The organism is Nonomuraea mangrovi, from assembly GCF_042681425.1.
GTDB lineage: Bacteria > Actinomycetota > Actinomycetes > Streptosporangiales > Streptosporangiaceae > Nonomuraea > Nonomuraea mangrovi.
Genome location: NZ_JBHUFV010000098.1, coordinates 37522 through 58552, shown reverse-complemented (window position 1 = coordinate 58552; position 21031 = coordinate 37522). Strand labels below are relative to the sequence as shown.

The 21031-nt window shown below is 71.3% G+C and carries 13 protein-coding genes and 1 pseudogene; 10 read left to right on the top strand and 4 right to left on the bottom strand.

The annotated features are described in order from the left end of the window. Positions 1–7 precede the first annotated feature (7 nt). Entirely contained in the window at positions 8–1156 is a 1149-nt protein-coding gene (locus ACFSKW_RS51325) for an ROK family transcriptional regulator (RefSeq protein WP_379582566.1), read from the bottom strand. Positions 1157–1366: 210 nt separating this feature from the next. On the opposite strand from ACFSKW_RS51325, the gene ACFSKW_RS51320 reads away from it, so the two are divergent. From ACFSKW_RS51320 to ACFSKW_RS51285, 8 genes and pseudogenes are all read left to right on the top strand, one after another. Continuing rightward, the gene (locus tag ACFSKW_RS51320; RefSeq protein WP_379582564.1) at positions 1367–3181 is read left to right on the top strand and encodes a peptide ABC transporter substrate-binding protein; all 1815 of its coding nucleotides are present in this window, start codon (positions 1367–1369) and stop codon (positions 3179–3181) included. A gap of 72 nt (positions 3182–3253) precedes the next feature. After that, complete coding sequence (locus ACFSKW_RS51315; protein WP_379582563.1) at positions 3254–4213, top strand: ABC transporter permease; 960 nt, start codon at positions 3254–3256, stop codon at positions 4211–4213. Continuing rightward, complete coding sequence (locus ACFSKW_RS51310) at positions 4210–5121, top strand: ABC transporter permease (protein ID WP_379582562.1); 912 nt, start codon at positions 4210–4212, stop codon at positions 5119–5121. The genes ACFSKW_RS51315 and ACFSKW_RS51310 overlap by 4 nt, the downstream gene beginning before the upstream one ends. 13 nt (positions 5122–5134) lie before the next feature. Further along, on the top strand, positions 5135–7156 hold the full coding sequence (locus ACFSKW_RS51305; RefSeq protein ID WP_379582560.1) for a dipeptide ABC transporter ATP-binding protein: 2022 nt from the start codon (positions 5135–5137) through the stop codon (positions 7154–7156). A 42-nt stretch (positions 7157–7198) separates the two neighbouring features. Further along, positions 7199–7768, top strand: coding sequence for a Pr6Pr family membrane protein (locus ACFSKW_RS51300; protein WP_379582558.1), 570 nt, complete (start codon positions 7199–7201; stop codon positions 7766–7768). A 276-nt stretch (positions 7769–8044) separates the two neighbouring features. Next, positions 8045–9325 (top strand): ATP-binding protein, encoded by a 1281-nt coding sequence (locus ACFSKW_RS51295; RefSeq protein ID WP_379582557.1) that lies wholly within the window; start codon positions 8045–8047, stop codon positions 9323–9325. A 138-nt stretch (positions 9326–9463) separates the two neighbouring features. Then, positions 9464–10900 (top strand): carboxylesterase/lipase family protein, encoded by a 1437-nt coding sequence (locus ACFSKW_RS51290; protein ID WP_379582555.1) that lies wholly within the window; start codon positions 9464–9466, stop codon positions 10898–10900. A gap of 21 nt (positions 10901–10921) precedes the next feature. Then, positions 10922–11287, top strand: a pseudogene (locus ACFSKW_RS51285) (TetR/AcrR family transcriptional regulator); the annotation flags it as partial. 67 nt (positions 11288–11354) lie between these two features. Here the strand turns inward: ACFSKW_RS51285 and ACFSKW_RS51280 are convergent. Then, entirely contained in the window at positions 11355–11576 is a 222-nt protein-coding gene (locus ACFSKW_RS51280) for an SbtR family transcriptional regulator (protein ID WP_379582554.1), read from the bottom strand. Between the two features lie 467 nt (positions 11577–12043). Between ACFSKW_RS51280 and ACFSKW_RS51275 the strand changes: the two genes are divergently transcribed. After that, positions 12044–14812 (top strand): ATP-binding protein, encoded by a 2769-nt coding sequence (locus ACFSKW_RS51275; protein ID WP_379582552.1) that lies wholly within the window; start codon positions 12044–12046, stop codon positions 14810–14812. Here the strand turns inward: ACFSKW_RS51275 and ACFSKW_RS51270 are convergent. Together ACFSKW_RS51270 and ACFSKW_RS51265 are read right to left on the bottom strand one after the other, a co-directional pair. After that, on the bottom strand, positions 14809–18213 hold the full coding sequence (locus ACFSKW_RS51270; RefSeq protein ID WP_379582550.1) for a M28 family peptidase: 3405 nt from the start codon (positions 18211–18213) through the stop codon (positions 14809–14811). The two genes, ACFSKW_RS51275 and ACFSKW_RS51270, sit on opposite strands and share 4 nt — an antisense overlap. A 363-nt stretch (positions 18214–18576) precedes the next feature. Continuing rightward, the gene (locus ACFSKW_RS51265) at positions 18577–19275 is read right to left on the bottom strand and encodes a TetR/AcrR family transcriptional regulator (RefSeq protein ID WP_379582548.1); all 699 of its coding nucleotides are present in this window, start codon (positions 19273–19275) and stop codon (positions 18577–18579) included. A gap of 108 nt (positions 19276–19383) precedes the next feature. Between ACFSKW_RS51265 and ACFSKW_RS51260 the strand changes: the two genes are divergently transcribed. After that, positions 19384–21018, top strand: a complete 1635-nt coding sequence (locus tag ACFSKW_RS51260) for an amidohydrolase (protein ID WP_379582546.1) — start codon at positions 19384–19386, stop codon at positions 21016–21018. Positions 21019–21031: the final 13 nt, after the last annotated feature.

Here is a 21031-nt window from a genome sequence, read left to right as displayed (position 1 = left end):
GGGCTCCTCAGGAGGGTCGGACGTCGGCCGACGCGCGCACCAGATGCCCGAGGCCGAACAGGGCCGCATCCGGGCCCGCGACGCTGGCCTCGATGGACAGGGACTGGGTCATGGAGGGCAGGCAGCGCTCGTAGAGCATGCTCCTGGCCGCGGCGACGTAGACGTCGAGGCTGGACAGCGCTCCGCCGATGACGACGGCGTCGGGATTGAGGAAGTTGACCAGGCCGGACAGGGCGACCCCGAGCAGGCCGCCGGCGTGGCGCACCATCGTCACCACGGACGGCTCGGCGTTGACGCTTGCGGCGATGACGTCCCTGGTCGTCGTCACCGGCAGGCCCCGCTCCTCGAGCTGGCGGGCCAGGGCGGCGCCGCTGGCCACGGTCTCCAGGCACCCTCGGCTGCCGCAGGAGCACTCGCGCTCGCCGCTGTCGGCCACGCGGACGTGGGTGACGTCGCCGCTGAGCCCGCGGCCGCCGCGGTAGATCTGGCCGCCGCTGACGAGGCAGCCGCCGATGCCGGTGCCGGCCTTGACGTAGATCATGTCGCCGGTGTCCCTGCCGCGGACGATGTGCTCGCCCATCGCGGCCGCCTTGGCGTCGTTGTCGACGACCACGGGCACGCCGAAGCGTTCCCTGAGGTGGGCGTGAGCGTCGAAGCCGCTCCAGCCGGGCATGCGGGCGGGGCCGATCAGCCGTCCGAGCGGGAACTCGACGGGACCGGGCAGCGCCATGCCGATCCCGAGCATCGCCTGTCCCGGTGCTGCCGCCGACCTGAGCCGCCCGAACGCCTGCGCGACCGCGTCGAAGACCTCCGCGGGGCCTGAGGCGATGTCGATGGCCTCTTCCTCGGCCGCGAGCAGCCGCCCGTCGGGCGAGCACAGGCCGATGCGGGCGTGCCTGGCGCCCAGTTCGGACACGGCGAAGACGCCACCCATGTCGCGCAGGCGCAGGATGCGGGGCCGTCGCCCGCCCGTGGACCTGCCCACCCCCTCCTCCAGGATGGCGCCCTCCTCCAGCAGCCGGCGCACCACGCTGGAGACGGTCGAGGGCGCGACCTGCAGCGTCTCGACGAGGTCGGCACGGGACGTGGCCTCGCCACTCGCCAACAGGCTCAGCGCCTGCTCGCGCAAGTTGGCGGGACTCGATGGGTCCGACATGCCGCTCCTCCCTGTGGCCGGTTGCCCGGCGCCGTCGCACAGAGCCCCATCATGGACCACGCGCCACTTCGACTCTAGCCCGAAAGAAGTATGCGAAACAAAGTCATTTAGTTCCGTTGACTTCATACATTGCCGTCTATACATTCTCCGGATTGAGCGCACCTAGGCCCCGAAAGCGCAGGGCACGTGCACGTCAATCGAGGAGATCCCATGGGGAGCAGATTCCACAGGCGCGGACTCCGCGGCAGCGCCGCCTTAGCGTCCGTGATGGCCATCGGGCTGGGCCTGGCCGCGTGCAGCGGCTCCGGAGGCGGTACGCCGAAGGGCGCCCAGAGCGGGAGCCAGGGCAAGGACAGCGTGACCGTCGCCCTGAGGACCCCGAACTGGATCCTGCCCATCTCGGCGCCCGGCTTCACTCAGGGCGAGAACGCCATCTTCGGCGCCGCGCAGTACCGCCACCTGTACGAATACCGTCTGGACGGCTCGGCGAAGTACAACATCGACCCTGAGCGCTCGATGGCCGAGCCGCCGGAGGTGAGCGACGGCGGCAAGACCCTGACGATCACGCTGAAGGACAACACGTGGTCGGACGGCAAGCCCGTCACCACCCGCGACGTCCAGTTCTGGTACAACCTCGTCTCGGCGAACAAGGACAAGTGGGCGTCCTACCGGGCCGGGGGCTTCCCCGACAACATCGCCGACTTCTCGGTCAAGGACGCGAAGACCTTCTCCCTGACGACGAAGAAGGTCTACAACACCGCGTGGTTCGTCGGGAACCAGCTCAACCGCATCGTGCCCCTGCCCCAGCACGCCTGGGACAAGGACGCGGCCACGGCGAAGGTGAGCGACCTCGACACCACTCCCGACGGCGCCAAGAAGGTCTTCGACTTCCTCCTCGCCGCGTCGAAGGACCCCAAGACCTACGCGACCAACGAGCTGTGGCAGGTCAACAGCGGCGCGTGGAAGCTGGAGAAGTACGTGCCGAACGGCGAGGTCGTCCTCACCGCGCGCGAGAACTACTCCGGCGCCGACAAGCCGAAGCTGTCGAAGGTGGTGCTGAGGCCGTTCACCGGTGACGACGCGGAGTTCAACGTGCTGCGCGCCGGGGAGATCGACTACGGCTACCTCCCGCCCGCCAACCTCTCCCAGCAGAAGTACCTCGAGTCCAAGGGGTACAAGGTCTCCCCCTGGTACGGCTGGTCCATCACCTACCTGCAGCTGAACTACAACAACCCGAAGTCGGGGCCCCTGTTCAAGCAGCTGTATCTGCGCCAGGCGATGCAGATGCTCATCGACCAGCCCACGATCAGCAAGGTCATCTGGTCCGGCATGGCCGCGCCGACGTGCGGCCCCGTCCCGCTCAAGCCGGGCACCAACGGCTCGAGCGACGGGTGCGCCTACTCCTTCGACCCCGCCAAGGCCAGGCAGCTGCTCGAGGCCCACGGCTGGCAGGTGACCCCGGACGGGCAGACGACCTGCCAGAAGCCGGGCACGGGACCGGACCAGTGCGGCGAGGGCATCGCCTCCGGCACGCCGCTGGCCTTCACCGTCACCAGCCAGACCGGCTTCGCCGCGACGACGAAGATGTTCGCCGAGATCAAGTCGCAGATGGCCAAGGTGGGCGTCGAGCTGACCATCAAGGAGGTGCCCGACTCCGTCGCGGTCACCCCGGCCTGCAAGCCGTCCGAGGCGAGCTGCTCCTGGGACATGTCCTTCTTCGGCTCCCAGGGAAGCTGGTACTACCCCGCCTTCGCCAGCGGCGAACGGCTCTTCGCGACCGGCGCGCCGGTGAACCTGGGCGGCTACAGCGACCCGGAGGCCGACAGGCTCATCGAGGCGACGCAGTTCTCCGCCGACGAGGCCACGCTCAAGGCCTACAACGACCACCTGGCCAAGGACCTGCCGGTGCTGTGGATGCCGAACCCCGTCTACCAGATCTCGGCGTTCAGGTCCGATCTGCAGGGTGTCGACCCCCAGGACCCGATGAACGGCATGTTCTTCCAGGACTGGTCCTGGACGAGCTGAGACGAGGACCGTCCCCGACTCCGGTGGCCCGAGACAGGGCCACCGGAGTCCCCGGAACAAGGAGGGGCCTCCGTGGCCCGGTATCTGATCACGCGCCTGGGCCAGGCCCTGGTCATCGTCGTGCTCGTCACGATGATCACATTCGTCATCCTGCACCTCCTGCCGGGAGGCGTGGCACGCGCCACCCTGGGCAAGGAGGCGACGCTGGAGCAACTGGCGGCGTTCAACCGCGACATGGGCTACGACCGGCCCTGGGTCCAGCAGTACGTCATGTACGTCGAGCGCCTGCTGCGCGGTGACCTCGGCTACTCCTTCCAGCTCAACCAGTCGGTCACCGAGGCCATCGGCCAGCGGCTGCCCAAGACCATGGTGCTGTCGCTGCTGTCGACCCTGCTGGCCGTCGTCGTGGCCGTCCCGCTCGGCGTCGTCCAGGCGGTGCGCCGCAACCGATGGCCCGACTACGCCATCACCGCGCTCTCGCTGCTGGCCTACGCCACTCCCATCTTCTTCATGGGTCTCATGATGATCATTGTTTTCTCGCAGGTCTGGCCGATCCTGCCACCGGAGGCCCCCCAGGGCTTCACCCTGGGCGAGGTGCTCGCCGACCCCGCGGGACTCGTCCTGCCCACCGTCACGCTCGCCATCGTGACCATCGCGGTGTACTCGCGCTACGTCCGCTCCTCGATGGTCGACAACCTCAACGAGAACTACGTGCGCACCGCCCGGGCCAAGGGGCTGCCGGAGGGCAGGGTGGTCGGCCGGCACACCCTGCGCAACGGGCTGTTTCCCGTCATCACGCTGCTCGGGATGTACCTGCCCGCGCTCTTCAGCGGCGCCCTCGTCGTGGAGTCGCTGTTCAACTTCCCCGGCATGGGCCAGCTGTTCTGGCAGGCGGCGCTGAAGCGTGACTTCCCCATCCTGTTCGGCGTCACCCTGATCATCGCGGTGGCGACCGTGCTCGGCGCGCTGCTGGCCGACCTGCTGTACGCCGCCGTCGACCCCAGGGTGCGGCTCAGGGCGGGCCGAGCATGACCACCTCGACCGGGACGACCGTCGAGCGGAGCGAACCCCTCGACGACGAGGCGCCCGTGCGCGGACTGTGGCGCCAGGGCGTCGAGGTGTTCGGCGAGAACCGCCTGGCCCTGGTGGGCCTGGCGCTGTTCGTCCTGCTGGGCGCGGTCTGCTTCCTCGGGCCGCTCTTCTACCACACCGACCAGGTGCACACCGATCTCGCGGCGGTACACCTGCCTCCCGGTACGGCCGGGCACCCGCTGGGCACCGACGGCGTCGGCTACGACCAGCTCGGCCGCCTCATGCTCGGCGGCCAGACCTCCATCGTCGTCGGGCTCGCCGCGGGCGTCCTCGCCACCCTCATGGGCACGGTCTGGGGGGCCATCGCGGGGTTCGCAGGCGGATGGGTGGACGCGGCCATGATGCGCGTCGTGGACGCGATGATGTCGATCCCCTCGCTGTTCCTGTTCATGCTCATGGCGACCATCGTCACGCCGAGCGTGCCGATGCTCATCCTCATCATCGGGGCCTTCGCGTGGCTGGGCCCGGCCCGGCTCGTGCGCGGCGAGGCCCTCAGCCTGCGCTCCCGCGAATACGTCCAGGCCATGCGGTCGATGGGCGGAACCGGCGGCCGGGCCGTACGGCGGCACATCATCCCCAACGCCATCGGGACGGTGATCGTCAACGCCACCTTCCAGGTCGCCGACGCCATCCTCTACGTCGCCTACCTGTCGTTCCTCGGCCTCGGCGTGCCGCCTCCCGCCGCCAACTGGGGCGGGATGCTCTCCGACGGCCTCGCCGACACCTACAGCGGCCACTGGTGGCTGCTCTACCCGCCGGGAATCGCCATCATCCTCATCGTCCTCGCCTTCAACTTCATGGGCGACGGGCTGAGGGACGTCTTCGAGGTCCGCCTCCGGCGGCGCTAGCAGGAGCACGAACATGAGCGCACCGACCGATCCGACCGAACCCCTGCTGCGGCTGCGTCACGTCAGCACCGACATCGCGCTGCGCAGGGGCGTCGTCCACGCCCTCGACGACGTCAACCTGGAGGTACGGCAAGGCGAGACCCTCGGCGTCGTGGGCGAGTCGGGCAGCGGCAAGACCATGACCGCGCTGTCGGTCATGGGCCTGCTGCCGCCCGGCGGCGACGTCGTCGGAGGGGAGATCCTCTTCGAGGGCCGCGACCTGCGGTCCCTGCCGCCGGCGGAGGTGCGCAGGATCCGCGGCGTCCGGATGGGCATGGTGTTCCAGGACCCGCTCACCTCGCTCAACCCGACCATGCGCATCGGTACCCAGGTCGCCGAGCCGCTGCGGGTGCACCAGGGGGTCGGCAAGGCGGAGGCGCGGGAACGGGCCGTCGAGATCCTGCGCAGGGTCGGGATGCCGCGCGCCGACAAGATCGTCGACGCCTACCCGCACCAGCTCTCAGGCGGGATGCGCCAGCGGGTCGTCATCGCCATGGCACTCGTCTGCTCGCCCCGCCTGCTCATCGCCGACGAGCCGACGACGGCGCTCGACGTGACCACGCAACGCCAGATCCTCGAGCTGATCGACGACCTGCGTGAAGAGTTCGCCATGGCGGTCGTCCTCGTCACCCACGACCTGGGCGTGATCGCCAGCCGGGCCGACAGGGTCGCGGTCATGTACGCGGGCAGGGTGGTGGAGTCCGCGACGACCGCGGAGCTGTTCCGCTCGCCGCGGCACCGTTACACCGAGGCCCTCATGGAGGCGCTCCCGGGTTCGGCGTCGAGAGAGAACGGCTCGCGCGGGCGGCTCTACAGCATTCCCGGCCTGCCGCCCGACCTGTCCAGGCCCATGACCGGGTGCCGGTTCGCGCCCCGCTGCCGGTTCGCCACGGAGGCGTGCCGTACCACTGACGTGGCCCTGTCGGCGGGCGAGCACGGGCACGCGTGCCTGCATCCGGTCGAGCCGGTCCAGGCGTCCTCGGCCAGGGTCACGCTCGTCCCGCCGGAGGAGCCGCCGTCCGAGCCTGCGGCGGAGGCCATCCTGTCGGTCCGCGAGCTGGTCAAGGACTACGAGGCCACGGGCGGTGGACTGCGAAGGGCGTCGGGCAGGGTGAGCGCCGTGGCCGGGGTGTCGTTCGACGTCCACCCCGGCGAGACGTTCGGGCTCGTGGGCGAGTCCGGGTGCGGCAAGTCCACGGTGGGCCGCCTGGTCGTCGGGCTGGAGGAGCCGAGCGGCGGGCGGATCGTCGTCGACGGCGCCGACATCGCCACGCTCGACCGGCGCGAGCGCCGCCGGATGCATCGGCAGGTCCAGCTGATGTTCCAGGACAGCTACGCGGCGATGAACCCGCGGATGCGGATAGACGCCATCCTCACAGAGCCGCTGGAGATCCAGCGGGTGGACGATCCCGCCACGCGCCGCAGGCGCGTCGCGACGCTGCTGGACCAGGTGGGTCTGTCGCGACGGGTCCTCGAGCGCTATCCGCACGAGTTCTCCGGCGGCCAGCTGCAGCGCATCGGACTGGCCCGGTCGCTGGCGCTGCGTCCGCGGCTGATCGTCGGTGACGAGCCGGTGAGCGCGCTCGACGTGTCGATCCAGGCGCAGGTGCTCAACCTCATGCGCGACCTGCAGCGCGAGCTGGGCCTGTCGTACGTGTTCATCAGCCACGACCTGTCGGTCGTGGACTACATGTCGGACCGGATCGGCGTCATGTACCTGGGCAAGCTCGTCGAGGTCGGTCCCGCACACGACGTGGTCAGGGCCGCCCGGCACCCCTATACCCAGGCGCTGATCGACGCCGTCCCCTCCGCCGACCCCGGCTTGGCGCCGCGCGAGAGCATCGCGATCCGCGGCGAGCTGCCCAGCGCGGTCAACCCGCCGACGGGCTGCCGGTTCAGGACGCGGTGCCCGCTGGCCGAGGAGATCTGTGAGAGCGAGCCGCCGCTGACGGGCGGCGCGCACCAGGTGGCCTGCCACTTCCCCCTGCGGAGCTGATCACGGCCCGCCGTTGATCGACCAGCTTCTAGGATGTCGGCCATGCGAGCGATCTGGCGGGTTCTACTGGTGTCGGCCGCGATCGGTGGGATCGTCTGCGCGGTGATCGCGCTCAGGAATCCATGGGTCACCTTCACCGTGCAGAGCAACATCGTGCTCGCGCTCTACTACCTGTGGCGCCTGCTCGGCCGGGAGACCTCGGCCACGGTCAAGGGGGCGGTGACGCTCCACCTCGTGATCACCGGGGTCGTGGCGTTCTTCGCCCTGCCGCTGCCCGACCTCGGCGGCGGCCCCCGGCACTGGGGCAACCTCCTGCTGCACTGCGTCACGCCGGTGATGGCGTTCGTCGACTGGATGGCCTTCGACCGGGCGCGGCGGCCCGGGTGGGCGGATCCGCTGAAGTGGCTGGCCTTCCCGCTCGCCTACGGGGCGCTGGTGCTGGTGGCCGCGCCCGCGTTGCCGCGCCGTATGGCCGCAAGGTACCTCCATGACGACGTCCTGGTCTGGACGGACTACGCGCTGGCGGCGCTCGCCTTCTCCGCGCTCTTCGTGGTGGCGGGCTATGCGCTGATCGCCCTCCACCGGCTGACCGCCCGCGGCCTGGCCGGCTGATCGTCCATCCGACCTGTGCAGCGAACGATCACATGAGGGCGCCTGATCTCCCAGAGCGACGCCATCAGGGCCGGGCGTCGCCGGGACAGGGCGCCCTCCCGCCCCACGTGAAAGCGGCACGGGCTGCGGTGTGACCTATATCGCGGAGTTTGTCCGGAAATTTCGGCCAATATTCCACTTGGTAGATTTTCCGACGTCATGTTGTCCAGCACGGTGCGGGACCAGTCGCCCGCGCTGCCTTAGCGTCGGTAGCCCCCAGCCGAGGAGGCGACACCGGTGAACTGGCACATTCATGACTATCGCGAAGACGACCTCGCGGCCGTCGTCCATTTGATCGACACGACCGCGGGCCTCGGCCAGGAGTCGGTGTTCTCGCTCGCCGAGTGCCTCGGGGCGCTGACCTCACGCCAGCCCGCCGTCGTGGCCGTCCACCAGGGCGTCCCCATCGGTGCGGCGCTTTCCCACGTGGCGGGCGAGCGGGCCTGGGTGATGCGGATCGCGATCGCGTCCGCCTGGCGCGGGCGCGGGCTGGCCAGCGCCCTGCTCAGAGAGCTGGAGCGGCGGCTGATCGACGCGCGGGTGCGGCGCATCGCCTACGTGCTGCCGGAGGAGGAGCTGATCGGCGAGGGACTGGTGAACGCCGGCTACGCCAGGCGGCCGGCGGTGGCCTACTTCGAGAAGGCCGAGCCCGCCGTCGGTCCAGGTGCCAACCTGCTGGCGGAGCTCGGCGGCCGGCTGCTGCCGGGCGACCTATGGGACAAGGTGGCAGGGATGGAGGTGGAGAAGGACCTGATCGACAGGCGCATCGTGCTGCCGCTGGCCGAGCCCGAGCGGGCCGCCAGGCATGGCGTACGGCCGCCCCGGGCCATCGCCCTGTTCGGCCCGCCCGGCACCGGCAAGACCACGTTCGCGCGGGCGATCGCCTCCAGGCTCGGCTGGCCGTTCGTGGAGCTGCTGCCCTCGAGGCTGGCAGGAGACGGCAACCTGGCGGAGGCGCTGCGCACCGCGTTCGCGCGGATCGCCGAGCTCGAGCGGGTTCTGGTCTTCATCGACGAGGTCGAGGAGATCGCCGCAGTACGCGCCGAACGCCCTGAGACAGGCACCCACGGCATCACCAACGAGCTGCTCAAGCTGATCCCCGGCTTCCGGGAGCGGGACGAGCGGCTCCTGGTCTGCGCGACCAACTCCATCCGCTCGCTGGACCCGGCGTTCCTGCGGCCGGGACGGTTCGACTATCTGGTGCCCATCGGCACCCCCGACGCGGCCGCCCGCTCGGCGATCTGGTCGCGCTATTCCGGCGCGCGGCCCGATGTGGACCTGGAGACGCTGGTCGCGGCGAGCGAGTTGTTCACGCCCGCCGACATCGAGCACGCCGCCAGGTCCGCGGCGCAGACCGCGTTCGAACGCGACCTCTTCGGCGCCGGCCGGTCCGCCGAACTGCCCGCGGGCGCCGGTACGGCCGACTATCTGGCCGCGATCGGCCAGTGCAGGCCGACCGTCACCGCCGCGATGATCGACGAGTTCACCGCCGACATCACCTCGCACGCCCGCCTCTGAGCGAACGCGGCCGTGCTCCCCGCGCCGTCGGGGAGCACGGCACCCCCGGATCAGGACCCACGCCGCCCCGCATGTACGTTCGGCCCCACGGAACGATCTTGGGGCCGATGCGCCCCTTCACAGAAGAGAGGCCGAGCCATGCGGTTGATCACTGCGGCGACCACGACAGGCGGGATCCGCGGCGTCCTCGACGACGGCGTCGCGGCGTTCAAGGGCATCCCCTACGCGAAGAGCCCGTTCGGAGCGCTGCGCATGGCGGCGCCGGTGCCGATGGACCCGTGGGACGGCATCCGTGACGCGACCCGTTTCGGGCCGCGTCCGCCCCAGCCGGCGATACTGCTCGGCGCGCCGGCGTGGAGCCCGGCGGACGGGCTCGACTGCCTGACGGTCAACGTCTGGTCGCCCGACCCCGGCGGCTCAGGGCTGCCGGTGATGGTGTGGATCTACGGCGGCGCGTACATCACGGGCTCGGCCGACCTTCCCGAGTACGACGGGGCGCGCCTGGCCCGCGAGGGCGTGGTGGTGGTCACCTTCAACCACAGGATCGGCATGGAGGGATTCGGGCAGGTCGAGGGCGCTCCGGCCAACAGGGGCCTGCTCGACCAGCTCGCCGCGCTGCGCTGGGTGCAGGAGAACGCCTCGGCCTTCGGCGGCGATCCGGCCAACGTCACCGTCTTCGGCGAGTCGGCCGGCGCGGGCTCGATCGCCTGCCTGCTGGCGATGCCCGCGGCGGCCGGGCTGTTCGGGCGCGCCATCGCGCAGAGCGTGCCCGGCGTGTTCTTCTCGCCCGGCGTCGCCTCGGGCATCACCGCCTCGATCGTGGACAGGCTCGGGGGCGCCTCGCCGTACGACAGCGGGCCCGAGGAACTGGTCGCCGCGGCCGGCGCGGTCATGGCCGAGGAGGGGCGCGACGACCCTGACCGGTGGGGGCCGATGGCGTTCTCGCGCATGCCGTTCGCTCCGGTGGTCGACGGCGAGGTGCTGTCCGACATCCCGTGGAGGGCGGCGGGCGGGGCGGGGCGCGACATCGAGCTCGTCGTCGGTTTCACCAGGGACGAGTACCGGCTCTTCCACGCGCTCGGCGAGGGGATGACCGGTGACCTCGCCGCGGCCATGGAGACGCTCGCGCCGGCCGGCGCGGACGCCGCCTACCGGGCCGCCCATCCCGACGCGACGACTGAGGAGCTGTTCGTGCTGCTGATGTCGGACTGGCTGTTCAGGATGCCCACCGCGCTGCTGGCCGACGCGCATCCCGGGCCGACCTACGCCTATGAGCTGACCTGGGCGCCCACCGCGTTGGGGGCCTGCCACGGGCTCGACGTGCCGCTGGCCTTCGGCACCCTCGACACCCCGCTCGCGGGCATGCTGATGGGCGGCTCCGCCGAGGCGGAAGGGCTGTCCCGCCAGTTCCGCACGGCGTGGACCCGCTTCGCGGCCACCGGCGATCCGGGATGGCCCGTCTACGAGCCCGCGAAGGCCGTCACCCACCTGTTCGACGTCGACCCCTCTGACGTCGCCGATCCCGAGGCGCCCTCGCGCGCGATCTGGTCGGAGCGCGGCATCTCGATCATCTGACGACCGGGCAGGTATGGCTACCGCCGTACCTCCATTGGCCGGATCGCCCGAGCGGCGAAGATGTCAAGACCGGCCGTCTACCTGCACTTCAGCGGGAAGGAGGACGTCTTCAGAGCGGTGGCGCGGCGGTTCGCCCATGACATCGTCGCCCGCGCGGCGACGGCGCGGCTTTCCGGGCGCCCGGTCGCGGAACGGCTCCACGACGTGCTCGCGATCAAGATCGGGTTCTTCACCGGGGCGATCGAGGCGGAGTTCCGGGCGGAGATGTTCGCCGAGGCCGGCATCGCCCAGGAGAGGGCGGAGCCGGCCGTCCTGCGCACTCGCGTGCGACAGCTCGTGGAGCCGGCGGTCAGAGGCCTCACCGGCAGACCCGCACCCACCGGCTGACGACCGAGGCCGGGCCTGGGCCGGCCCCCCGGACGTCACTCGTGGACGAGCCGTCCTCCCTGCGACCTCACGAAGTCCTGAGCCCGTCGAAGACCACCCGCAGCGTCCCGGTGCGCAGGGTGTCGTCCCAGCCGTGATGCTGGGCCGCCAGGCACGTGGCGCTGAGCAGGGCCAGGAGCTCGGGCATGCCGACGTCCCGCCGCACCGCCCCCGAGCGCTGGGCCCGGAGCAGAAGGGCCTCGATGGGCGCGCAGGTCGGGGGCTCCGGCCTTGGCGTCGATGCCGGCACTGGTCAGCGCGTCGACGAAGACCTTCTTGGTCGTCGCGTGCTCCACGAACCTGGTGAAGAACTCGAAGAACGCCTCCCCCGGGTCGTCGGCCGCCCGCCAGCTCCTGGGCCCTGGCGGCCAGGCGGCCCACCCTGTCCACCACGATGGCCTGATAGAGGGCCTCCTTGGTGGGGAACTGGCGGTAGATCGTGCCGGAGCCTCGGACCGCCGCCAGGGGGAGGGTCTGATCGCCGCCGTCGCGGCGGGTGCGAGACGGTGCGCGTCGATGCGACCGCCCGCGGCGACGCCGACCGGAGGGTCCACTCCGTGTGGAAATGTTGTGTCACGAGGCTTTGATGCGGGATTGAACATTGTGCCCTGGGTGGATAACGTCCGGGAGGATTCACCTAGCCGTTCGGAGTCGTTCATGCGCGATGTGGGCGGGTTAGTTGGGCGTGACGCCGCATTTCAGGTGCTTCTGGAATCCATGACGCACCCACCGTCGGTCGCCCTGGTGGAGGGGGAGCCGGGCATCGGCAAGACGACGCTGGTGCACGCCGCGGCGCAGGCCGTACAGGCGGAGCGGACCATCCTGCTCGGTCACTGCCACCAGCTGCGCGAGCCGTTCCCCTACGGCCCCGTCTTCGAGGCGCTGCGCGACCTCATGGACCGGCTGCCGGGGCCTGGGCGGCTCAACCCGGTGACCGGCGCGCTGCGCGGCCACCTGCCCGAGCTGACCGACGTGCTGCCCGCCGCCCCCGCGCCGCTGACGGATCCGGGTGCCGAACGCCACCGGCTGTTCCGCGCGGTCCACGAACTCCTCGCCGCGGCCGGTTCCACCGTGCTCGTGGTCGAGGACCTGCACTGGGCCGACGACGGCACCCAGGACCTGCTGCGGTTCCTGCGCCGCAGGCCGCCCGAAGGGCTGTCCCTGGTCCTGACCTACAGGAGGCAGGACCTGCCCGCCACGGGGCTGCCGCTCGGCTCCTCCTACCGCCACTCCCCCGTGGCCACCAGCGTGGTGATCTCCCTCGAACCGCTCGACGCGCACGACGTCGGCACGCTGGCGGCCACGCTGCTCGGCAGGCCGGGCCTGCCGCCCGCGTTCGTGGCGCGGCTGCACGAGCGCACGTCGGGCATCCCCTTCCTCGTGGAGGAGGTGGTCCGGTCGCTGGGCGACGACCGGCGGCCCGAGGCGCTGGAGCGCGCCGGTGTGCCGCGGCTGCTGCGCGAGTGGATGACCGAGCGGCTGGCGGGTCTCTCCCCCGCGGCGCTCGCCACCGTGCGCGCGGCCGCCGTGCTGCGTCTGCCGGTAGGCGAGCCGCAGCTCGCGGCGGTGGCGGGCGACGCGGGCGGGCTGGTCGAGGCGCTGCGGTTCGGCGTGCTCCACGAGTACCCGGCCGGCAGGTACGGTTTCCGTCACGCCCTGGCCCAGGAGGCCGTCTACGACACGATCCCCGGCCCCGACCGCAGGCTCGCCCACGAGCGCGCCGTCGCGACGCTGGCGGCGGCCGACCCTCCCCCGCTGGTCCAGCTCACCTTCCACGCGCGCAGATCGGGCGACACGGCCGCCTGGCTGAGGTACGGCGCGGCGGCGGCGGCCCGCGCCGCGGCGATGGGCGACACACCGCTCGCCGTCGAGGTGCTGGAGGAGATGCTCGCCGACCCCGAGCTGCCCGGTTCGGAACAGGTGGCGCTGGTGCTCACGCTGGGCCGCCTGGCACTGGCCGGGCTGTCGTATCCGCGGGTGATCAGGCTCCTCAGGCATCTGCTCTCCGATGACCGGCTCCCCCGCGACCTGCGCGGTGAGGCGCGGCTGTCGCTCGGCCTGATGCTCTTCGGACAGGGCGGCGACGTGGTCGCGGGGCGCACGGCGATCCTCGCGGCGGTGGAGGAGCTGGGCGATCGCCCGCTGGCGGCGAGGGGCCTGGCCGCCCTGGCCATGCCGGGGTGGGGCGCGGAGTCCCTGCCCACGCGCGAGAAGTGGATGGCGAGGGCGGAGGAGCTGGTCGCCACAGCCGATGACGCCGAGCTCGAAGCGGCGGTGCGGGGCAACAGGGCGGCGCTGGCGATGTCCGTCGGCTCGCCCGAGGCAGCCGGTCTGGCGGCGACGCTGCCCGCCACGGACCCGTCGGCCGCCGTGCGCAGACAGGTGGCCCGCGCCTACTGCAACCTGTACGACCTGACGGCCATGCTCGGCCGCTACGCGGAGGCCGAGGAGTACGGCAGGCTGGTTCGCACGCTGGCGGAGGAGACGGGCGCGTTCTTCCCTGCACACCTGGCCCACGGGGTGACGTTGCGGATCGAGCTGATGACCGGCCGGTGGGACGGCCTGGCGGCCAGGGCCACCGCGGCGATCGAGGCCATGGAGGAGTCACCGGTGGCCGCCATGGAGGCGCATTTCGTGCTCGGCCGGCTGGCGATGGCCTCCGGTGAGTGGGCCGAGGCGGCGGCGCGCCTGCGCGCGGCGGGACTCGACGACCCTGACGCGCGCTACCTGCCGCTGGTGCTGGCCGCGTGGGGCGGCTTCATCGAGCTGCTGCTCGCCCGCGGCGAGCCGGCGCGGGCGGTGGCGGAGACAGGGCGGGCGGTGGCCAGGCTCAGCGCGACGGGGTTGTGGGTGTGGGGCGACCAGGTGGTGCCGCCGGCCGTCAGCGCCCTGCTCCAGGCCGGGCGGGTCGCCGAGGCGACCGAGCTGGTGTCGCGGTTCGCCGAGGGGACGCGCGGCGAGACGGCGCCGTCCGCCGCGGCCGCGGTCGAACTCGCGCGTGGAACGATCGAGACGGCCGCGGTCAGACACGAGGCGGCCGCGGCGCACTTCGCGCTGGCCAGGGTCAAGTACGCCGCGATGCCCCAGCCGTACGCGGCGGCTCGCGCGGGCGAGGCGGAGGCGGGCGCGAGGCTCGCCATGGGCGACCGTGCGGCCGCCGCCGCGGCGCTGGCCGAGGCGGCGGAGCGCTTCGCCGCGCTGGGCGCCACCCGCGACGCGGCCCGCTGCCGGCACGAGCTGCGCGGTTTCGGCGTGGCGACCCCCGCGGTCCGTCGCCGGGCCGCGGGGGTGCTGTCCCCGCGCGAGCGGGAGGTGGCCAGGCTGGTCGCGCTCGGCCGGACGAACAAGGAGATAGCGGAGGTGCTGTTCCTGTCGCGCCGTACGGTCGAGACCCACGTGGCCGCTCTTCTGCGGAAGCTCGGTGTGCGGTCGCGCACCGAGATCGTGGTCCCGGCCGAGGATCCGGCCGGGACCACGGGTCACTAGACGGTGATGCTCCAGGAATCCAGGATTCCGGTGTCAAGGAAGTAGACGTCCTCGATCTCCAGCACCCAGGTGCCGGCCGCCGGCTGGGTCACCGGCACCGAGAAGTTCCTCGTGCCGAAGACCGAGCAGGAGACGCCGCCGGCCGACCTGAGCCTGTACCACGAGCCGTTGGGGCCGCGCAGCCAGATCTCCAGGTCCTCGATGCAGGTGTGCGTGCTGGTGATCGAGATCTTCACCGGCGAGACGGCGCTGCCGCTCGCGTTGGAGGTGATGGGGCTCTGGATGGTGGTGAAGTCGTTGATGCGGTAGTCGGTGTCGTTGCGGAACGTGCGGCCTGGCTGGGTGGTCTGCACGGTCAGCGTGAACACCGTGTTGTGAGCGCCGGTCTCGCCGGTGCCGACGATCGTCACCTGGTGGCTGCCCGCCGGGGTCGACGCGGTGGTGTTGATCGTCAGCGTGGAGCTGGCGCCGGAGGTCACCGACGACGGGTTGAAGGTCGCCGTCGCGCCCGCGGGCAGGCCGGTGGCGGTCAGGTTGACCGTCTGCGCGGTGCCCGCGGTGGTCTGGGTGGCGACCGTCGTGGTGATCGCCTGTCCGGCCTGGACGGTGCCCGACGAGGGGTTCACCGCGATGGAGAAGTCACGGGAGGAGGGGGTGCCCACCGCGAGCTTCCAGATGGCGTACGCCGCGGCGTCGGCGGCACGATCCAGGATCGTGTCGTTGATGTTGGAGGTGGTGTCGCAGGAGGCGTGGTAGCAGGAGTCGTAGGCCTGACCCGCCGTGCCTCCCCACTTGGCCGCCTGCGCCGAGGTCTTGGTGTTGCTGGCGCCCGCCGCCACACCTGACGTCGCGATGCCCGCGTTGCGGAACGAGGCGTCGTCGGAGCGGTTGGCACCCTCGGTGTTCTCCTCGGGCTGCAGGTTCAGCGCGGTGTAGAACGCCCTGAGGTGGGTGGCCGCGGTGGTGTTGATGTTGTTGATGAAGTAGCCGCCGTTGCGCGAGCCCACCATGTCGTAGTTGTGGTAGACCTGGATCTTGGCGCGCTCGGTCGAGTTGAGCGAGGCGACGTAGCCCTCGGAGCCGTTGAGCCCCTGCTCCTCGTCGCTCCACCAGCCGAACCTGACGTGCTTGGCCATCGTCGGGTTCTTGGCGGCCAGGGTCAGCGCGACCTCGAGCAGCGAGCCGGAGCCCGAACCGTTGTCGTTGATGCCCGGTCCCGCGGAAACGCTGTCGAGGTGGGCACCCGCCATGATCACCTGGTTGGCGTCACCGCCTGGCCAGTCCGCGATCAGGTTGGGTCCCGCACCGGAACTGCAGGTCGAGCCGCAGTTCTGGCGCACGACCGTGTAACCGGCCGCGGTGAGCTTCTGCTCCAGGTAGGAGACCGAGGCGGTGTATCCGGGGCCGGTCGACCTGCGGTTGCCGCCGTTGTTGGTGGCGATCGTCTGCAGCTGCGCCAGGTGCGCCTTGACGTTGGTCAGGCTGACGTCGGGCGGATCGGTCGGGTTCGGCCCGCCGCCGACGGTCAGGCTGTAGGTGGCGGTGTGCGTGGCCGTCTGCCCGGTGCCCGTGACGGTGACCGTGTAGCTGCCCTGCGGCGTCGAACCGCTGGTGGCGAGCGTCAGCGTGGCGGAGTTCCCGCTGGTGACCGAGGTGGGGTTGAACGTGGCCGTGGCGCCGGAGGGCAGGCCTGAGGCGGAGAGGTTCACCGTCTGCGCGGCGCCCGCGGTGGTCTGGGTGCCGACCGTGGTCGTCACGGACTGACCTGGCTGGACGGTGCCGGAGGCCGGGTTCGTGCCGATGGAGAAGTCCTGGCTCTGCGCGGTGCAGTTGGGCTCGCCGGTCTGCACGGGCACGCTCACGGCGTTCCACGCCGCCTTGGTGGTGGCGCACTCGGGGCTGCCGGCCCCGTACAGTTCCACGGCCGCGGCCAGCGAGGCGGAGCGGACGTTCGCGTACCGCCACGACGAGGTCTTGCGGGCCAGGGCGCCCATGAAGATCTTTCCGGCCTTCTGGATGCCGATGCCGGTGACCGACGAGGGGCCGCCGGAGCAGATCGGGCTCGGCGGCTTGCCGCCGCCCGGCGCCGACCCCTCGGCCAGCAGGTAGAACCAGTGGTTGAGCGGACCGGCCGCCGCGTGCACCTCGGTGCCGGGAATCGCGGTGGACCAGCAGTTCGGGTCGCCGACGCGCGAGGGGTTGTACATGTACCTGATCGGCCCGTCGCCGACCAGGTCGACCTCCTCGCCCACCTCGTAGTCCGGCGCGTCGTTGGCGTTGTTGGCGAAGTGCTCGGTCAGCGCGCCGAAGATGTCACCGGTGGCCTCGTTGATGCCGCCGTTCTCGTTGCCGGAACCGGCGCCGCCCGGCGTGGTCTGGAAGATGGCGTGGCCGAACTCGTGGCCGACCACGTCGATCGGGGTGGCCTGGCGCTGGTTGTCCTGGGAGTGGCCGAAGTTGGTGTAGCTGCCGTTCCAGTAGGCGTTGACGTCCGAGAGGCCGACCCTGGCGGGGAAGCCGCGGCCCTGGCCGTCGATGCCGTTGCGGCCGAGCCAGTCACGGAGCATGTCCCATTCGCGCTGCACGCTGTAGAGCGCGTCGACGCAGGCCGTCTCCAGGTTGGTGCCGGAGTTGTTGCCCCAGACGTCGTCGGGCCCGGTGTACGGCTGACCGTTCTGCCCTCCGCACTGGATGCCGGGCCGCGAGGTGTCGACCATCCGGTACGTGCCGCTGGACTGGCTGGTGTCGACGGTCACGTTCGGGTAGTAGTTGCCGTTGCCGGTGCCCGCCCGCACCTCGTCGTAGGAGTCGGCGAACCTGCCCGTGCGGGCGTCGACGAAGACGTGCTGCTTGCTGGGCTTGCCGTCGGCCACGCCGGAGACCACTGTCTCCCATGCCAGCCTGGGCCGCTCGCCCCAGGCCAGCACGACCAGGCGAGGCGCCTCGCTGTCGTCGACGCGCGACAGGCGGGCCCTCGACACCTTGGTCGCCCGCTCGGCGCTGACCCGCGGCTCGACGGCGAGATTCTGGGGGCCGGGGCCGGACGCGGCGGTGGTGTCGCGCACCCGCCCCTCGGAGTCGGTGACGACGACCGCGTCGCCGCCGACGACCGGCAGGCCCTTGTAGGTGCGCTCGTAGGAGACGTAGAACATGCCACTGGCGCCGGCCGTCACGGCTCGGCGCCAGTAGGTCTCGTCGGGTCCCTTGCGTAACTCGTCCAGCCCGCTGGAGACGGCCTGGTCGGCGGCCGCCGCGGCGCGGCTCTCCGGGTCGTTGGCGGAGGTCAGGTTCTGAGGGGGTCGCACGCCGGGCGGTGCCGCCCCGGCCGCGGCCGGGTTGATCACCAGGGCTGTCGTGGTGGCCAGCCCGGCGACTGCCGCGAGAACGGATCTGCGTCTCACTCGCCAGTTCCTTTCATGCGTCCTCCAGACGGGCCCGCCGGGTGGGCGGGACGGTGTGGAGGTGGGGGGTGTGGCGGCTTGACAATAGATCCGGACTGGCAGCTAAGACATCCGTATAGATATCGGTATAGGTACGGATATAAGGAGGAAATAAGCTTCCCGAGTCATTCCTCGCTCAGGCGCGCGCCTCGTCGACCAGGAAGCGCGCCGCCATGTTCCAGCGGGCGTAGCAGGGCATCCCGAAGTATCGGCGCACGCCCGAGGCGTGACGCTCACGCCGGGCTCATTTCAGCCGGAGAAAGGGACGACCCGCAAAAGCGTCACGGGCGAATGGGTGGTCGCGTTCGACGGTCGGGGATCGCGTCAGGCCCGCCCGCCATCACCGGAAAGCGACGCGACCCTGGCCTCGATCGCGGCGATCAGGGCCTCCACGCGGACGTCGTAGATCGCATCGTTGCTGACCTCCGCCAGTTCCGTGCCGAGACGGGTGATCGTGGGGAAGCGTTCGGGGTCGACCATCCGGTACTCCCGCCTCCATGACGACTCGTCGCCCGCCCTGATCTCGGGGGCGAAGAGCACGTACGCGGCGGCCTGGCCCACGAATGCCAGGAGGGCGTCGGCCACGACCCGGTAGTACAGCGCCGCGTCCGCGCCGTCGAGCCCCGCCTCGGTGACCGCGCCGAGGATGAGTTCGACGATCCTGAACTCGTTGGCCCGCCTGGTCGTACGGCTCGCGGTGATGGAGGCCACCGCCGGATACTTGAGCGCGACCCGCAGCGACCCCGCCGCCAGCGCCCGCAGCCGGTCCTTCCAGGCGAGCCCGCCGGGAATGCCCTCCAGGATCTCACCGTAGGCCCGGTCCGCCACCGACAGCAGCAGCTCGTCCTTGTCGCGGAAGTGCCGGTAGATCGCCGTGGGGTCGGCTCCGAGCTCCTCGCCCAGCCGGCGCACGGTGAACGCGTCCTCGCTGCCCCTGGCGGCGATGCGCAGGCTGGCCTCGATGATGGCCTCGGGGCTGAGCTGGCTGCCCGAGCGCCTGGTCCTCACAGGTGTCTTCGCCATGATCGCACCAGTGTATCGGTTCGGTCTCCACGTAGCGCAACACTGTTGACATCTATGTTGTGCTGGCGTTCACTCCTCCCCAACACAGCGTGAGCGGAAGGTGCCGTCATGGTGGAAACGATCTTCGTTGGCGGGCGGGTGTTCACCGGCACGGCCGACGCCCCAGTCGACGCGGCGGTCGCGGTCGGGGGCGGGCGCATCCTGCTGGTCGGCGACCAGGAGGCGGTACGAGCCTCGGCGGGCGAGCACACCGAGGTGGTCGACCTCGCCGGCGGCCTGCTGATGGCCGGTTTTCAGGACGCCCACGTCCACCCGGCCTTCGGCGGTGGCCAGATGCTCCGGTGCGACCTGTCGGCGGAGCACAGCGTCGAGGGCTACCTCGCGGTGATCGCCGCCTACGCCGAGGCCCATCCCGGCAAGGCATGGATCCACGGTGGCGGCTGGTCGATGGACGTCTTCCCCGGCGGCACGCCGACCAGGCAGATGCTCGACAAGGTGGTTCCCGACCGGCCCGCGCTGCTGACCAACCGCGACGGGCACGGCGCCTGGGCCAACAGCCTGGCCCTGCGCCTGGCCGGTCTCGACCGTGACACTCCCGATCCCGTCGACGGCCGCATCGAGCGGGAGCCGGACGGCACCCCGCAGGGCACCCTGCACGAGGGGGCCATGACGCTGGTGAGCGAGCACGTGCCTGTGGCGGACGCCGAGGAGGCCTACGCCGGCCTGCTCGCCGGCCAGGCCCACCTGTTCTCGATGGGTGTCACCGCCTGGCAGGACGCCATGATCGGCGCGTTCCCCGGCAACCCCGACAACTACGAGGTCTACCTCAGGGCCGCCGCCGAGGGGACGCTGCGCGCCCGCGTGGTGGGCGCCCTCTGGTGGGACCGCGAGCGCGGCCTGGAGCAGATCCCCGAGCTCGTGGAACGACGCCGCACCGGGCAGGTCGGCCGGTTCAACGCCACCAGCGTCAAGATCATGCAGGACGGCGTCGCGGAGAACTTCACCGCGGCGATGCTGGAGCCGTACCTCGACGGCTGCGGGTGCGCGACCGCCAACAGCGGTATCAGTTTCGTGGACCCCGGCCTGCTGCGCGAGGCGGTCAGGGAGCTGGACGCCCTCGGCTTCCAGATCCACTTCCACGCGCTCGGCGACCGCGCGGTCAGGGAGGCGCTCGACGCCCTGGCGGGGGCGCGCGCCGCCAACGGCGCCAACGACAACCGCCACCACCTCGCGCACCTGCAGGTCGTGGACCCCGCCGACATCGCCAGGTTCGCGCAGGTGGGCGCCGCCGCCAACCTCCAGCCGCTGTGGGCGGCGCACGAACCCCAGATGGACGAGCTGACCATCCCGTTCCTCGGGTCCGAGCGCGCGGCCCGGCAGTACCCCTTCGGCGACCTGCTCCGCGCGGGCGCCCGTCTGGTCGCGGGCAGCGACTGGTCGGTGAGCAGCCCCAACCCGCTGTGGGGCGTGCACGTCGCGGTGAACAGGACGGTGCCCGAGGGCGAGCCCGGCGAGCCCTTCCTGCCCGAGCAGGCGCTCACCCTGGCGCAGGCGCTCACCGCCTACACGGCGGGCAGCGCCTGGATCAACCACCTGGAGGACGTCACCGGCACTGTCGAGGCGGGCAAGGACGCGGACCTGGTGGTGCTGGACCGTGACCCCTTCGCCGGTCCCGCCGAGGAGATCGGCGCCACCAGGGTCGTCAGGACCTATGTCGAGGGCCGGCTCGTCCACCAGGCCTGATGTTCGCGAACTC

Bases quoted from the DNA above. Each gene is read 5' to 3' on its own strand.
- ACFSKW_RS51260 (WP_379582546.1), top strand. From the start codon at position 19,384: ATGGTGGAAACGATCTTCGTTGGCGGGCGGGTGTTCACCGGCACGGCC.
- ACFSKW_RS51265 (WP_379582548.1), bottom strand. From the start codon at position 19,275: ATGGCGAAGACACCTGTGAGGACCAGGCGCTCGGGCAGCCAGCTCAGC.
- ACFSKW_RS51310 (WP_379582562.1), top strand. From the start codon at position 4,210: ATGACCACCTCGACCGGGACGACCGTCGAGCGGAGCGAACCCCTCGAC.
- ACFSKW_RS51305 (WP_379582560.1), top strand. From the start codon at position 5,135: ATGAGCGCACCGACCGATCCGACCGAACCCCTGCTGCGGCTGCGTCAC.
- ACFSKW_RS51275 (WP_379582552.1), top strand. From the start codon at position 12,044: ATGACGCACCCACCGTCGGTCGCCCTGGTGGAGGGGGAGCCGGGCATC.
- ACFSKW_RS51325 (WP_379582566.1), bottom strand. From the start codon at position 1,156: ATGTCGGACCCATCGAGTCCCGCCAACTTGCGCGAGCAGGCGCTGAGC.
- ACFSKW_RS51290 (WP_379582555.1), top strand. From the start codon at position 9,464: ATGCGGTTGATCACTGCGGCGACCACGACAGGCGGGATCCGCGGCGTC.
- ACFSKW_RS51320 (WP_379582564.1), top strand. From the start codon at position 1,367: ATGGGGAGCAGATTCCACAGGCGCGGACTCCGCGGCAGCGCCGCCTTA.
- ACFSKW_RS51300 (WP_379582558.1), top strand. From the start codon at position 7,199: ATGCGAGCGATCTGGCGGGTTCTACTGGTGTCGGCCGCGATCGGTGGG.